Annotated in this window: 13 protein-coding genes; 8 read left to right on the forward strand and 5 right to left on the reverse strand. The window is 44.5% G+C overall.

Annotation, left to right across the window (positions count from 1 at the left end; translation table 11 throughout):
- Nucleotides 1-51 precede the first annotated feature (51 nt).
- Nucleotides 52-2,757 carry a discoidin domain-containing protein gene (locus PAENI_RS19895; protein ID WP_149646470.1) on the forward strand — a complete coding sequence of 902 codons (2,706 nt, stop codon included), beginning with the start codon at nt 52-54 and terminating at the stop codon, nt 2,755-2,757.
- Nucleotides 2,758-2,924: 167 nt separating this feature from the next.
- Here PAENI_RS19895 and PAENI_RS19900 read toward each other — a convergent pair whose 3' ends face one another.
- Nucleotides 2,925-3,971 (reverse strand): GNAT family N-acetyltransferase, encoded by a 1,047-nt coding sequence (locus tag PAENI_RS19900; RefSeq protein WP_149646471.1) that lies wholly within the window; start codon nt 3,969-3,971, stop codon nt 2,925-2,927.
- Nucleotides 3,972-4,165: 194 nt separating this feature from the next.
- On the opposite strand from PAENI_RS19900, the gene PAENI_RS19905 reads away from it, so the two are divergent.
- Together PAENI_RS19905 and PAENI_RS19910 are read left to right on the forward strand one after the other, a co-directional pair.
- Nucleotides 4,166-5,644, forward strand: a complete 1,479-nt coding sequence (locus PAENI_RS19905; protein ID WP_076299144.1) for a potassium/proton antiporter — start codon at nt 4,166-4,168, stop codon at nt 5,642-5,644.
- A gap of 185 nt (nt 5,645-5,829) precedes the next feature.
- Nucleotides 5,830-6,285 (forward strand): Dps family protein, encoded by a 456-nt coding sequence (locus tag PAENI_RS19910; RefSeq protein WP_042185198.1) that lies wholly within the window; start codon nt 5,830-5,832, stop codon nt 6,283-6,285.
- A gap of 80 nt (nt 6,286-6,365) precedes the next feature.
- Here the strand turns inward: PAENI_RS19910 and PAENI_RS19915 are convergent, their stop codons facing one another.
- Together PAENI_RS19915 and PAENI_RS19920 are read right to left on the reverse strand one after the other, a co-directional pair.
- Nucleotides 6,366-7,070 (reverse strand): AIM24 family protein, encoded by a 705-nt coding sequence (locus PAENI_RS19915; protein ID WP_149646472.1) that lies wholly within the window; start codon nt 7,068-7,070, stop codon nt 6,366-6,368.
- Between the two features lie 49 nt (nt 7,071-7,119).
- Nucleotides 7,120-7,587, reverse strand: coding sequence for a DUF3450 domain-containing protein (locus tag PAENI_RS19920; protein ID WP_042185202.1), 468 nt, complete (start codon nt 7,585-7,587; stop codon nt 7,120-7,122).
- A gap of 226 nt (nt 7,588-7,813) precedes the next feature.
- Here PAENI_RS19920 and PAENI_RS19925 point away from each other — a divergent pair, with 226 nt between their 5' ends.
- The 5 genes from PAENI_RS19925 to modB all read left to right on the forward strand — a co-directional run bounded on the left by PAENI_RS19925 (nt 7,814) and on the right by modB (nt 12,267).
- Nucleotides 7,814-8,500, forward strand: coding sequence for a M50 family metallopeptidase (locus PAENI_RS19925; protein WP_076283905.1), 687 nt, complete (start codon nt 7,814-7,816; stop codon nt 8,498-8,500).
- A gap of 191 nt (nt 8,501-8,691) precedes the next feature.
- Nucleotides 8,692-9,378 (forward strand): hypothetical protein, encoded by a 687-nt coding sequence (locus PAENI_RS19930; protein WP_076299145.1) that lies wholly within the window; start codon nt 8,692-8,694, stop codon nt 9,376-9,378.
- Between the two features lie 199 nt (nt 9,379-9,577).
- Nucleotides 9,578-10,543, forward strand: coding sequence for a helix-turn-helix transcriptional regulator (locus PAENI_RS19935; protein WP_076283907.1), 966 nt, complete (start codon nt 9,578-9,580; stop codon nt 10,541-10,543).
- 231 nt (nt 10,544-10,774) lie between these two features.
- Nucleotides 10,775-11,569, forward strand: coding sequence for a molybdate ABC transporter substrate-binding protein (modA, locus tag PAENI_RS19940; RefSeq protein ID WP_410477480.1), 795 nt, complete (start codon nt 10,775-10,777; stop codon nt 11,567-11,569).
- A 35-nt stretch (nt 11,570-11,604) separates the two neighbouring features.
- A complete protein-coding gene (gene modB / locus PAENI_RS19945) occupies nt 11,605-12,267 on the forward strand; it encodes a molybdate ABC transporter permease subunit (RefSeq protein ID WP_042185211.1) in 663 nt (220 codons plus the stop codon).
- A 173-nt stretch (nt 12,268-12,440) separates the two neighbouring features.
- On the opposite strand, the gene PAENI_RS19950 is transcribed toward modB, so the two are convergent.
- Both PAENI_RS19950 and PAENI_RS19955 read right to left on the reverse strand, forming a co-directional pair.
- Nucleotides 12,441-13,412, reverse strand: coding sequence for a substrate-binding domain-containing protein (locus tag PAENI_RS19950; RefSeq protein ID WP_149646474.1), 972 nt, complete (start codon nt 13,410-13,412; stop codon nt 12,441-12,443).
- Nucleotides 13,413-13,478: 66 nt separating this feature from the next.
- On the reverse strand, nt 13,479-14,228 hold the full coding sequence (locus PAENI_RS19955) for a polysaccharide deacetylase family protein (protein ID WP_052404165.1): 750 nt from the start codon (nt 14,226-14,228) through the stop codon (nt 13,479-13,481).
- Between the last annotated feature and the right edge of the window lie 47 nt (nt 14,229-14,275).

Below are 14,275 nucleotides of genomic sequence, written 5' to 3' on the forward strand. Positions count from 1 at the left end.
TCTAATGAAATGATAGGGTTAGACATTCCGGAAGAAAGAGAGGACCTATGGATGGGAATAACGAGGAGAATATCTAATAGAAAAAATAGGATAACTGCAAACAAACCATTACTGTTATTACTGAAATTCACCGCATTAACCGTCTTGTTTCTGTTGTCTGTCTCTGTTTTCGGAACGAATAAGACGAACGATTATAAGGTAGGTGCCAATATACCAAGATTAGCTACAGGAAGTGATGTTGCAGCAGAAATACCGGATGGTACTGTTCTCTGGAATCTGGGACAACATGATGGCTCAGCAGCTGAGTTCGCTGCGAGTGGCACTTCTGGCAGTAAGAAGGTATTTAATGTTCCTTCTTCAGCGCTCAAATCATCGGCTCTTCAGAGCTTGCCTGCAGGCTTGAATGGAAAGACCCAGCCGGAATTAACGATCACCTATCAGCTAAATAAGATCCCGGAGAATGGGGTCTTATTTAGCGTAGGAATTCTGGATGCTTATAAATCCGTGCCGCAAATGAGTGTGTTTTCCAATCATCAATTGTCAGGGATCATTCAAATTGCGGGCGTATCGGGCACAGAAAGTGAATATAGCTTTCAAAAATCCTATGAATTATACATTCCCAAGGAGCAATTGAAGCTGGGAACGAACGAATTGAAGCTGCAAACGGTTCGCTGTTTATATTGTAGTGACAAAGAAGACGAATATTCCTGGTGGACTTGGGATAATCTCCGTTTAGAATCTCTTAACGCTCCAATTTCCGAGCCTATTCATGGCAGCTATACACTGACCGGAACAGTAGTGAATAATAAGCAGTTTTACTTTGATGAAGGTGCGGTTACGCACTTGCCTTATGTTATCAAATGGCTAGGGATGGCTTATAGCGGCAATGTGATGCGTACCAGCTGTGCCAGTGATGTCGGGAGATCCTGCTCAGATATGCTGGAATATTACAAGGTATTGCAGGATTACAACATGCAGGCGGTTGCTCTGTATTTGCATACTGGTGATATTAAGCTTAAGGCAGATGGATCGTTGCCTGCTGATGCGGAGAAAAAGCTGACAGATTATTTTGAACAATATAGCCCTTATTTTCAATATTATGAGGTAGATAATGAGCCAGGGTTATTCAATCGTTCTAAGGCAGTTAACTTGGCGATTGCGGACTGGTTGAATAAAAAGGGTAAGCAAATCGCGCCCCATTTACAAACTGTTGCTCCGGGCTGGGCGTATTGGCCGAGCTACAGTGAAGATTCCTGTGGTAATCAGAAGGGAACCGGGAAGGAATGTGGAGATCCGGATGGCTGGGAACGTGATCCAGACCAACGTATGGAGCTGGAGAAGGTTACGGATTTGACCAATGGACATTCCTACGGCGACTCTTATATTTTTAGTAATGGAGGAAGCTTTACTGAGAATTTGAAGACCTTCACTGGCGCAGACAATGGACTCGGCAAAAAAATGCTGACCACTGAATTTGGTACCTCGGACAGTCATGTGGATGCCTATCAATACGGGGCAACGGAGCGGACAGCGGCTGTATTCGACCGGATCATGCGTGCACATATTGGTTATGCGGATATGTTTGTGCAGCATGCTGCTTTTTTTAAGGATTTCAGTTTATTTAAATACGGGTTTAATTTAGAAGAGCATGATCCGGCAACCACAGAGATTTACTATACAAAAGAGAACGAGGATTCACGTGTCAGCATTATGAGAAGGCTCAGTCTTGCTTATGCTACGCATGGAGCTCCATTAACTTACCAAGTTGCAAACAAAGATGTGTTAGCCGACAAGCTGGTTTATGTTCGGGCCGTGGATACTTCTACATTGAAGCCTCTTGCGGGAAGTGGAGCGACCTCAAATAAGGTGCTGGTTAATTTCGTTAACTTTGAGTCTACTCCACAAACTGTGAGTGTAAATGTGACTATGCCGAAAAACGGGGTGTATGAAGGGGAACGTTTTGGAAACGGGGATACCTATGAAAAAGCAAGAAGTTATGTAACAGGGAAAAAGGCTACTCCCACGTTAACCTTTACGGAGACACTTGCTCCAGGAGAGGCTGTGCAGTATATTTTGCAGCCTTCCTCTGAAGTAAAGCCGTCGGCCCCTAAAGGATTCAAAGCCGCAGCAACAAAAGGTTTAGCTGTAAAATTAAATTGGTTGGAGGCCCCAGGAGCAAGCTATGAGCTGCTTCGCGCTGAAGGTAGCGGCGGGGATATGAAGGTGGTAGCCACCGATGTGAAGCTTACAGAATATACGGATCATAATTTACGTGAAGGGACGTTATATACCTACGCGGTAAGGGTATCCAGCTCTAATTTACTGTCCGATAAAGTTCAGATTACAGCCACCGGACTGGTTCCTCTGGATCGTACTAAATGGAAGGTATCCTCAAATGTGAATACGGCAGCATCAGCTCCGAGTCTGGCTATCGATGGGGATCGGCGCACGCGCTGGGATACGGGGAAACATCAGGCTTCCGGAGAGTATTTTCAGATTGATCTGGGTGAAGCACATGAAATTGAAAGAATAGATTTGGACAGCGCGCTTTCACCTTTTGATTATCCAAGAGACTATGTAGTTTATATTTCTGACGATGCTCAAAACTGGAACAAACTCACGTCTGGAAAAGGTACGAAAGAGCTTACTAAGATATCCTTTTCTAAAGTAAAGACGAGGTATATCAAAATTGTACAGACCGGATCCGGCGGGAATTATTGGTCCATTCAAGAGCTGCAGGTGTATTCCAGAGAATAAGGGTATCATTTGAATTTATATAATCATTTATAGCGCATACTAAATAACCTGCAAAATACACCAAGTAGCTCACGGCAGAGACACCATGCGGAATTAGGAGCATCGTACAATAAACGGAAGCCGTCCTTAAAAGGACGGCTTCCGTTTATTCTTATTTTTTAAATCCGTTAAATGAAACGAAGTCCAGACATATACGGCAAAGGAATAGCATCGGAATCCTCTGAACTCGCTGGATCAAAGAGCAGCGAGATCAGCTCCTTGTCGTCCTGCACGGACGACAAGTCGAGGCCCTTGCGGCAGCCTTCGGTCTGCCGCAATAGCGCTTCCCGGTCTGCGATGCAGACCGTTCCGCTGTTCGCGCCGCCGCTTAAGCTGGCGCCGGCGTCCCGCAGGAGCGCGAGCAAGCCGCGCTCCTGCCACGGCACAGGCACTTGCAGCGTGCCAACACCACCGCACAAGGCCGCCTTCGCCAGCAATGCCGCTACCGCGCTCGGCTGGCCGGCCCATTCCACCGCCGTCGCCGCGTTCGGCGCTGGCACGTCTGCCGCCGCGGGCACAGCCACCGCGGCGAACCCCTCGATGCTGCCGTCCCGAACGGCTACGAGTGTGCGCTGGGCCAAGCCCATCACACCCGCGTAAGCCTCGGTCCCCAGCAGCAGCGCCAGCTCACCCGGACTATATACATGTCCGGCTTCGCGTTCATTGAGCAGCCGGTAGACGGCGAAGAAGTCGCCCGGCTGCATTGGCCGCAGCGTCCATTCTTCTCCTGCTGCGGCTGCAAGTGCCTGAGCTGAGCTTGCGTTCAGCTCGGCAAATTGCGTACCTCCGAACGGTACGCACCCTGCTCGGGTGTATAACGAACGATCACCCGAGACAAAAATCAGCGATGCCTCGGCCTCGGCAGCGTGACTCTGGCATAGCTGTAGAAGTTGGCCCGCCAGTCCTTGGCCCCGAAAAGCGGGATCGGTGCAGACAGCACCTATGGAGAATACATTCAGGAAAGCATCTCCAGTCTTGATCGTGGAGGGTACGAGCCCCATGAAAGCAGCAACCGTTCCGTCATCGGCAATAGCCGCGTAGGAATGACTGAGCCCAGGACGGAAAATAAGTGGAAACAGTTCTTTCATTGAAGTGGCACCCGGTTCACGAAAGACAGAATCTGCGAGCAGAGCCGCTTGGTCTAGCTCCGCAGGTTTAATTAATCTCAATTGCATAACATTCAACCTCCTATATGTACACACGATGGGGAGAAAGCATTTACATAAAGTATAAGGCCCGGGGAATGAAATCTCCAATCTTGTTTATATTATTCAATGTCTCAAAAGGATATCGAAAAGGGTAATAAAGTACATAAATAAGGAAGCTTCTTATATTTTAAAGCTAGAAGAGAAAGGGAAGTGAATAATCGGTGTCCCAACTTGCAGATAATATTATATTATTACTGGCAGCACTCCTGCTTGTAGGCGTATTTTCCACCAAGTTCTCCACTAAATTTGGAATGCCAGCTTTAGTGCTGTTTCTTGCTGCGGGGATGGTGCTAAGCCAATTTGTTTTTTTTAACAATGCTTCCTTAACGCAAATGGCCGGGATCTTCGCATTGGTTGTCATATTATTCGAAGGTGGCATGCAGACGAATATTAAGGATATTAAACCTGTTATTCGGCCAGCATTATCCTTATCAACGGTAGGCGTAATCATGACGACAGCCATTGTAGGGGTATTCGCTAAGCTGATCCTTGATGTGACATGGCCAGAAAGCTTTCTGTTTGGAGCGATCGTTGGATCGACAGATGCGGCTGCAGTCTTCTCGGTACTCGGTGGTAAGAACATTGATAAACGTCTGACCTCGACGTTAGAAGCAGAATCAGGAAGCAACGATCCAATGGCGGTATTCTTGACAGTCTCGCTAATCGAATGGATACAGCATCCGGATATGGCGATATGGGGGCTGCTGTTGTCTTTTATATGGGAGATGGGCATTGGCTTAGTACTGGGTTTTGTGCTGGGGAAGATCGCAGTTTTCTGTATCAATCGAATTAACCTGGATTCTACAGGTCTTTATCCAGTAATGGCGATTGGCTTTGCTGTTCTGACCTATGGTTTATCAGCATGGGTACATAGCAGCGGGCTGCTGGCTGTTTATGTTATGGGCCTTACGCTTGGGAATTCCGAGCTAATGTATCACCGTACCATTATGAATTTTAGTCATGGTTTTGCTTGGATGATGCAAATATTTATGTTCATACTGCTTGGTTTGTTAGTATTTCCACAGGAACTGGCGGAAGTGGCATGGCAAGGTATCTTGTTATCCGTCATTCTGATGGTTGTAGCTAGACCAATCGGTGTATTTATAAGCCTGCACTTTTCCAAATTTACGATCCGCGAGAAGACTTTGATTTCTTGGGCCGGACTTCGTGGAGCCGTTCCGATTGTGTTAGCGACTTATCCGCTGCTGGCTGATCTGCCTCACGGACGACTATTCTTTAATGTTGTATTCTTTGTCGTACTGACCTCGGCGGTGATTCAGGGAACTAGTATTTCCCCGCTAGCCTCCCGATTGAAGCTTGTGGGGCAAGAAGATTCAGATCAGCCTTCCCTGATGGAGCTGGTTGCTCTTGGCAAGACAGACTCGGAGTTTAACCATATTGGAATTAACCCTTATATGCCGATTGCTGGACAGAAGATTTCAGAAATAGGTCTGCCAGATGATATCTTATTTACGGCAATTATCCGCAATAAAAAGATTGTCACTCCGCATGGCAGTACTGTTATTGAGCCTGGGGATACTGTGTATGTCCTAAGTCCGAAGAGTAAGCGTGATGAGATGAGGGCTTTCTTCCGCAGCAGGAAAGGAAAGACCGCGGAGGAGGATGTTTCTTTAATCTAGAGAAGAGACTCTTTTACCAAAGTGTGACACACATAATAGGCTTCATAACATAAGCTGTGCTAGAATCGGCACAACATATAATCTCCAGAATAGTTGCAAAACACGAAAGAGTGTGTTAAATTGTATATAGATTTAGAACGAGTCTAAATACAATTATAATAAATGAACCATAGGAGGTTTTATTAATGACAACACAATTAAAGAACCATACTGAACTGCAAGCTGCTTTGAACCGCCAAACTGCGAACTGGTTCCTGCTCGGGGTAAAGCTTCATCATTATCACTGGTATGTTAGCGGATCTCAATTCTTCACACTTCATGAGAAGTTTGAAGAGCTATACAATGAAGCTGCGGGTTATGCAGATGATTTGGCTGAGCGTTTGCTTTCTATTGGTGGACAACCAGCCTCCACAATGAAGCAATATCTTGAATTGTCCGACTTACAAGAAGCCCGCGGCGGCGAAGATGCTAAAGGTATGGTACTTGAGCTCGTGAGAGACTTTAAGACTGTTGCTAAAGAACTGCAAGATGCAATTGCTACTGCTGAAGAATTGAGCGATCAACCAACTGCGGATCTGCTGATTGGCATCAGAAGCAGCATTGAGAAACATGCTTGGATGCTGAATGCCTTTATCGGTTAAGACAATATCCTTATAGGGATAGAATACACAAAGAGCGCCTGCGTATTGTTAACGCATGGCGCTATTCTTTTTGAAGCATTCTATTTAATAAATACTCCACCAAATGGCACGGCTTCGCGCAGAAATCGTTTAATAATTCCATCATCGTTATTATCTCTTTCAAATCGGCGATTCTGGCGTCCGGCCTGAAACAACACAGGGCCGTGGCCCGTCATCTTCCAATGATAACTCATATGCTGGCTAGCTAAATGGTTGCCGTAAACGGTAAGCTCCAGCTTCGCATTTTCAGGATAGGCAATAATGCTGCCTGCATCCACATAGAGCGGATTGTAAGGATGAAGTTCAGCTTCACATACCGTACCTTCGGTTAATATGCCAATGATGCCGTTACCCGTAAATTTCACTTTCACAATATCTCGTGTTACGAGCACATTCTTCATACTCAGCACTCGTGTATCCATCGTAACTCCCTTGCTGTAGAAGAAGAGATGTTTAAAGTCGTACAATAAATCGCTCTTTCCATCAAGCTGCAGAATCTTTACCCGATAACCCGGTGGAAGGGCGGCGACAAAATGGCAAGGGCCAGACATATCCGAACGAATCAATTTTCGCTTGCGATAGATGCCCTTTACATCCATAAATCTGTCTGCCCGTCCAGTGGCTGACCCTTGATAAGCGATAATTTGCTGTGGGTGCAGCACATGAACCTCTTCTTTCTCCCCAAGGGAGAAGGCTACGGCTTGTCCGCTCCCGCTGTCGCTTTCATCTTGGACATCGATGTTCATATTTCATCTCCCTCATGCTGTAGACGTGATCTTTACTGAATGTTCAAGATTAGCGCAGGCGGTCTCCTTTTCTAGAACGGTGAAGCATGCTGAAACGAACAATACGGATGAGTATAAAATACCCCAGAATTAGACCAATCCCCGTAAAAATAGTCACTTTGATTTTATGATAATATTCTTCGCGTGCCGTCCGGTCATTTTGCAACTCATCAACCATCTGCGTTAGTTGGCGATTCTGCTCCTGCAGGGCTTCGTTCTGTGTCCGGTAGGCCTCCATTTCCTGCATGGTATTCGTAAGCTTATCTTTCGCCTGTTGTAGCTCTTCAGCTGTCTGCTGAAATCCTTCTTTCAATTCATTGACTTCATTTGGAAGCTCAGAGAAGCTTTTGAATCCATTATAGATATCACTGAATATATTGGCTTGTGCTACTGGGGCCGGAAGAGATATGGAAAGGGTCAGCAGAAGCAGGAGCGAACATAACAGCTGTAGATATTTACGGTATTTACGTTGTTTCATCTATATAATCACCACCCAATTTAGGCTTGTATTTCTTTTATTTTAACACAGCTTGACAGCTTCTGACAGCGTACGCTAAACGTGAATAGGGCTTCTTGGGTCAGTAATATTTGCCTCTTTAAAGTGAGGTTACACTTCCTTGTAAAGAACGATTTGGCTGTGCTCAACATGATTGAGAAGAGGGACTATTTATCGTATACTTTGGACGGAAAGGGGCTGCTGCGGAATGAATAAATGGCTTAAGACAATGTTATTTTTGGTCGGATCTGCTTTTTTGACGAGGTTGATTCCATTCTCATCTTTGTTTCGGAATTTGGACACGATGATTCATGAATTTGGTCATGCGCTGGTGACTTTACTGCTGTCTGGCAGTGTGCTGCGGATTGAACTATACGCGAATCATAGTGGGGTCACCTATTCAGCCATTCAAGATGGAGGCAGAGCGATACTGGTGTCGCTATCCGGGTATGTGCTTGCTTCCTTATTCGCATTGCTGCTCTTCTATCTCTACAGTAAAGGACGGCATGATTGGGGACTTATCTTAGCTACTACAGTAGCATTGATTATGCTGGTAATGTACGTGCGGGGAAGCTTCGGAATGATGTGGTTAGGTGGTTTTATTGCGCTGAATGTTTTAATGCTGGTGGTGTGGAAAAAGGCCAGCAAATATTATTATTTGTTATTAGCTTTTTTGACCTTGGAAGAGTCTGTAATGGGAAGTTTATTTCTTGTATATGCGGCCGTTGTATCTCCATCTCGTGCGGGAGATGCCAGTAACCTGGCAAGGATGACATCGGTGCCGGCCATATTTTGGGCAGTCCTATTTTTTATATTTTCTCTGCTTTGCGCCAAATGGGCGCTGGGACTATTTTTTAAGCGGGAGCGAGTGCAGCCTAAACTTCAGAGTCGTTAAAGTTAAAAACATAAAATTTTCGTCATAAACAGACAAAAGGGGCTGTTTTTGCGAGAGTCAGTCTACTTAGTATGTAGAATGGCTCTTTTTTTGTCGATAATATAGAACCGAACATACATTCCATGACATGGAGTTGTCCGCCATTATTGGTACATTAATAGAAGACCCAAAAAAAGAAAGAGGTGGAAAATATGATGGAAAGTATTACTCCTATATTTACGTGGGGTCAAGATCGTATTTTTGCAGGTGGAAATCGCGATGTTGTTTTACTTGTCGAATGGAAAGGAAATTTGCCTTCAGAAAATAGCCGACCAAGCAGCCACAAAGTGGTTGCACGTGATATTGAACTACGAGTTTGGCTTGAGCCACATGTAACTTTTAAGCGCTGTTATGGATGTGAAATGGAGGCTGGAGAAGGAAATTCACTCTTGCTTAAGCTTGGAAAAATAAAAACAGGACAACGCAAATTCATAGGATTGGAGTTCACTACTTCTAGTTCTGTAGCAGGTAAATATGAAGCATTATCCCTACAGTGGAAGTATAAAAAACCAACCGTAGAGCGTGTTCGTGAACTTCCCGTGAAGGTACTCGAGCTGGAGTACGCGCATCATACGCGCATTCTGAGCGATACTTGCTGCTTTTATGTTGAGAAGCATCTGGAATTGTTGAAGACGGCTGAAACGGTTGAAGAAGCAGAGGCACTACGAAGTAAAGGCCAGCATAGTGAAGCTCACGAAATGCTTAATCGACATGCGGATAAGATGTTGCTACTCGCAGTACGCTCTGGAGATCCTTTGCTGCTTAAAGAGGCTGAAATGTTGTATAAACAGATCGGGTTCGAGCATCAGCAACGAAGTAAAGCCGTTGGTGGAATTTAATATAGGACTCACTGCACGAGGATGCACATAAGCGAAAAAAGACCTATACATAAATTGGATTTTTCAGCGGATTCGGCGGAAAATTATAAGAAGAATTGTAATATAAAATGTGGTAACATAGTAAAAAAGTTCTATCACAATTTTACTTTTTTTCATAAAATAATGGGTCTATTTAACCATAAATCAAGGGGAACTGAATATGACAGACCGATTAATCCGACTGATGCGCATTATTACACTTGTTCAAGCCAAGCCTGGGATATTAGCCCGTGAATTGGCGGAACGCTGCGGCAACAGCGAGAGAACGATTTACCGGGATATGGACGCGCTTAGCGCCATGCATATTCCCATAACCCACCTGGGGCATGGAAAAGGTTATGCTTTTATTGGGAATTTTGCACTCTATCCCTTGGATTGGTCGGAAGAAGAAGCAAACGCATTTTCGCAATTACGCTATATTATGGAAGATATAAAACCAGCATTACCCATAGATTTTGAAAGCGCGTATGAAAAAATAGTCGCAGCTGAATATAAACGAAAGGCGGAGAGAGAAGAAACAATAGAACGTGCAAGAAGAGAAGTAGGGGTGGGGTGGGCAGAAAGAAACAGTTCGCATATGGAACAACACTCATTTCTTACTCCGATCCTGGAGGCTTTATTAAAACAAAAGAGTATTCAAGCGAATTATAGTGAGAATGCATTAGAAGAGAAAGGGATCACCATTGATCCTTATTGTCTGGTCCCGCTGGAAAGTCGTTTTCATCTCATTGGATTTTGTCATCGACAGGGTGTTATTCGTACATATCATATCAACGATTTTTCTAATGTGAAGCCATTAAATCGTTTTTTTTCGAAGGAAGCGTTTGATGTGCAAGCCTTTATGAAGCAGAAATGGTCACTCGATAGGGATAGTTTACAGGTAGAATTCAAAGTGAAATTCTCGGAACGGGTAATGGAAGGAATTAAGAAGGACGAATTGCCTTTTAAGCCAAGTAAAGTGGATCGTCAATCTAGATGTTTTCACTTTAAGGTTGCCGTGGAACAAGATATAGGATTTGTCCGCTGGATTAAGAGATTCGAAGAGGAAGCGGAAATCATTGAACCGTACTATTATCGTGAAGTAATCAGGCAGCAGTTGGAAAAATGGAGTTCGCACTATAAATAGTGATACGCTCATTTGACCTTCGTTCAATTCGAAAGATGGGGTGCTTGAGCAACCATTTAAATGGTTGCCGGAGGCATCCTTTTTTTGCGAGTAAGTCCAAGATACTCATTTCTAACTATCTAATTATAACAATATATAACTAAACATATCCAAACACAACTCAATCTATAGAAAATCGAAAAAACGTATGCTAGAATAGCATCTACATATATACATGTGAAAATGGGAGGAATGGAAATGTTTAAGAAATGGTCAGTCAGGATCTTTGGTGTATTAGCAATTTTTTTGGTTGTGAATTTATCTGCGGGCGCAGGGGTAGAGGTAGAGGCAGCCGCCAAAAAGACAGAGATTATAGTATCCGCTGCAGCCAGCTTGCAAGATAGCTTAGATAAAATGGCGCTTCTCTATGAGAAGAAGCATCCCGATATTGATTTGGTCTTTAATTATGCTGCATCTGGCACATTACAGAAGCAGATTGAGCAGGGTGCTCCGGCGGATCTGTTCTTCTCTGCAGGGGATAAACAGATGAATGCGTTAGTGGATGCTGGACTGATCTCTGACCATAAGGTTCTGCTTAAGAATCAGTTGGTTCTAGTCGTACCTTCGAATTCAAAAGCTTCATTAAATACAATCACTCAACTTACGGATAAATCCTTTAAGAAGGTAGCGGTAGGGCAGCCTGAATCTGTGCCCGCTGGCCAATATGCTCAGCAATCATTATCTGCGAAGAAGGTATGGGATACGCTGCAAAACAAACTTGTATTTGCGAAGGATGTACGTCAGGTTCTGTCTTACGTCGAAACGGGGAATGTCGATGCAGGCTTTGTATATAAGACAGATGCATTGACTTCAAAAAAGACGAAGATCGCCCTTACTGTAGGCCCGCATGTTCACAAAGCCATAAATTATCCGGCGGGTATCGTGAAGGATTCGAAGAATCAGAAGGAAGCTAAAGAATTTTACAATTATCTTCAAAGCAAAGAGGCTAGTGATATTTTTGCAAGCTATGGCTTCTTGCTTCCTTAAATAAGAAATCATGAGTAGAAGCGGGGTGAATAAGGATGGAAATAAATTGGACTGATTTCTTCGCCCCGGTATGGCTTTCCGTTAAAATTTCTGTAATTACCAGCATCATTGTATTTATTCTTGCAACGGCCGCGGCCAAGGCTATGGCGGGTCGGAAATTTCCTGGTTATAGCTTGGTTGAGACTGTAATGCTTCTTCCTCTCGTATTGCCGCCGACAGTTGTCGGATTTGTATTATTGGTCGTCTTAGGTCGTCGCAGCTGGATTGGCAGATGGTATGAACAAATGACGGAGCATACGATTCTTTTTACATGGGGGGCTGCGGTTATCGCCGCGGTTGTCGTAGCTTTTCCTCTCGTTTACCGTACGGTGAAGGCGGGCTTTGAAGGCGTGGAAGCGGATCTTGAAGATGCGGCGCGTGCGCAGGGAGCGAGCGAACTGCAGGTACTGCGTTATGTCACATTGCCCCTTGCAGGTCGGTCACTCGCTGCTGGGTATGTTCTAGGTTTTGCCCGCGGTTTAGGAGAATTTGGCGCAACGATCATGGTAGCTGGAAATATTCCTGGCCGCACGCAGACTGTACCTACAGCGATCTATGTCGCGGTGGATGGCGGCAACATGACCCTTGCTTGGATGTGGGTGTGCTCCATTATTGTTATGTCTGCTGTGATGTTGATGTTTGTGAACCGACGTACTTAATTATGCTCGAGTGAGATCGCTCCGCTGACTTCAGTGGGAATGTCGATTGGAAATCTTGATAAATTAAAAAGCCTAGCCCATCCAGAAGTAACCTGGGATGGACTAGGTTTTTTTTTAGAAACGCACCGTTAAAACAAAACCTCTTTAATAAGAAGCAAGCAAGCCTGTGACTATCAGGTTTCGTAAATAATCGTCCCGGTTTCCGTGAGATCATATCCGTGAATGGACCCAAGCTCACTTTGAAAGGCTGGCGAGCGTAAAATATCAATCACGGTGGCGATCCATTGCTCATGCTCCGGTTTCTTAAGCATCACTAGATCGTAAGACTCCTGAATCAAGGGAATGAAATCAATGCCATCGACAATCTTAGCAGCTTTCTCGGTACCGATGGCCACATCAGCTTCCCCTCGTGCCACTTTACCGGCGACCGCTAAATGGCTATTCTCCTCCTGCTCATATCCAGATAGGCTTGTAGCAGGAATGCCGTGCAATCGGAGTTGTTCATCCAATAACACACGTGCACCAGCGCCTCGTTCTCTATTGATCAGTTTAAGTCCATCCTGTTGTAAATGAGACCATTCATAGAGACCTCTAGGATTTCCCTTTTGAACATATAATCCTGCACTTCGGGTCAACAGACGGACTACAACATAAGAGAAGCCCACAAGTATTTTACGAATATAGGGAAGGTTATATTCTCCAGTATCCCCATCGAGCAGATGCGTACTGACGATGTCCGATTCGCCCTGATACATGGCAATCAGACTATCTAGACTGCCAGCGTAAGAACGAAGAGGGCGCTCAGTGGGCAGGCAACGCTCCAAATAGGTGGCTAGAATATCGAGTGACATATCCTGACCCGTAATCACGAGGCTGTGCCCTGTAGCTTTACTATTAAATTGGCCAGAATGTGTGGCAACTTGTGTTAGATTTGCTCCAGCAAAAGTCAGCGGCGATGTCGATAGGGTCATGCCACTTCGAGCATTCTGTTTGTAGGCTTCTAAATCGGATTGATCCACACGCATCTGTTTTCCTACACGGTAGGAGGGAAGCTCCCCTTTTTTAATCAGATCATATACTTTTAATTTCGAGATCTTCAGTAAACGGGCAATTTCCTCAGTCGTATAGGATATGTTATCAGACATGACAAAAGCCTCCAGAACTTCATAATAGGACAAGACTACCTTATTTTGAAGTCCTGTGCAATTAGGCTATTGTGCTTTACCTGCCTGCTGTGTATTGGATAATTTGATTAATTCTGAAACGGTGACAAATCGAAAACCTTGCTTTTCTAATTCCGGCAAAATAATTTTGAGCGCTTCTCTGGTTTGAGATTGTCCATGCACATGATCATGAAAAAGGACGATATCACCATTATGTGCATTTCGAATAACCTTGTTCGCGATACTCTGCACGCCAGGGCGATTCCAGTCACGTGTATCTTGATGCCAGGACCATAAAATAGGCTTTAGGCCCATATTGTTTGAAGTATCAACTAGTGTCTCGTCATACATGCCACCCGGGGGTCTGAACAAAGCACTATGCTTTCCAGAAACCTTTATGATTTCTTCTTCGGTTAAATTAAGCTCCCGCTCAAACTGGGCTTTATTAATAGGTTTTCTAAAATAGACGTGATTGTAGGTATGGTTAGCTAATTCATGTCCTTCGGAAATGACTCGTTTCGCCACATCTGGATATGCTGCAATTCTTTTTCCTATGGCAAAGAAGGTGCATTTCGCATGATATTGACTCAATACCTTTAATATTTGATCGGTTTCAGAAGGGTCAGGACCGTCATCAAACGTTAATGCAATCACTTTTTGGTTAGTATGTACTTCCCAAATCATGTCTCCTCTTTTTTCGTAGTAGTCGCGGTTCTTGCTCGGGCTACCTAGAGCGGAGTTCGTGAAGCATAACAAGAGAGAGAGGGTAGTCATCATAATTTTGCTGCTAGTTTTCATGAATTCACCTGTTTTTTTTATTTTAGAATGCTCCTTTGGAGGGTCGA

Source organism: Paenibacillus sp. B2(2019) (assembly GCF_008370385.1).
Lineage (GTDB): Bacteria > Bacillota > Bacilli > Paenibacillales > Paenibacillaceae > Paenibacillus_AQ.